This window comes from Methylobacterium sp. J-048 (assembly GCF_022829515.1).
Classification (GTDB): Bacteria; Pseudomonadota; Alphaproteobacteria; order Rhizobiales; family Beijerinckiaceae; genus Methylobacterium.
Genome location: NZ_JAKSYL010000207.1, coordinates 1 through 383, shown reverse-complemented (window position 1 = coordinate 383; position 383 = coordinate 1). Strand labels below are relative to the sequence as shown.

General features: G+C 67.6%; 1 pseudogene. It reads right to left on the bottom strand.

The annotated features are described in order from the left end of the window. Nucleotides 1–185: 185 nt before the first annotated feature. A pseudogene (locus MKL09_RS20815) lies at nt 186–383 on the bottom strand (hypothetical protein); the annotation flags it as partial.

Genomic DNA, 383 nt, shown 5'->3' with positions numbered 1-383 from the left:
CAGTGCCGGTAGCCATCGCGGTATCCTAGTCGTCTCCAGCGCACCAACGTGGTGCGCCATGGAGGGGCGAATTGGTAGCGCTGGCAGCCTGTTTCGGAAAGTCGGCAGTCGCCAAGGCTCTCCGCGCCGATCCAGGCCGCTTCACCGCCATGCCAACCGCCTGCGCATGGCTTGGCCAACGTGGATCACTCAGGTGGGCCGCGCTGGCGATCTCGCATAGCGCGGCGTGCAACTGCGTCGCTGCCGGCCTCGTCGAACAGGCCTGAGCCCGATCCGCCGTAACCGTCGTTGCAATCGTGGCGCGCGCGGCGGATCGCATCCTCGCTCGGCGGATCGATCCGCCGGATGGCGCAGCGCTCGAGGCTGCTGGGGCCGCGATAATT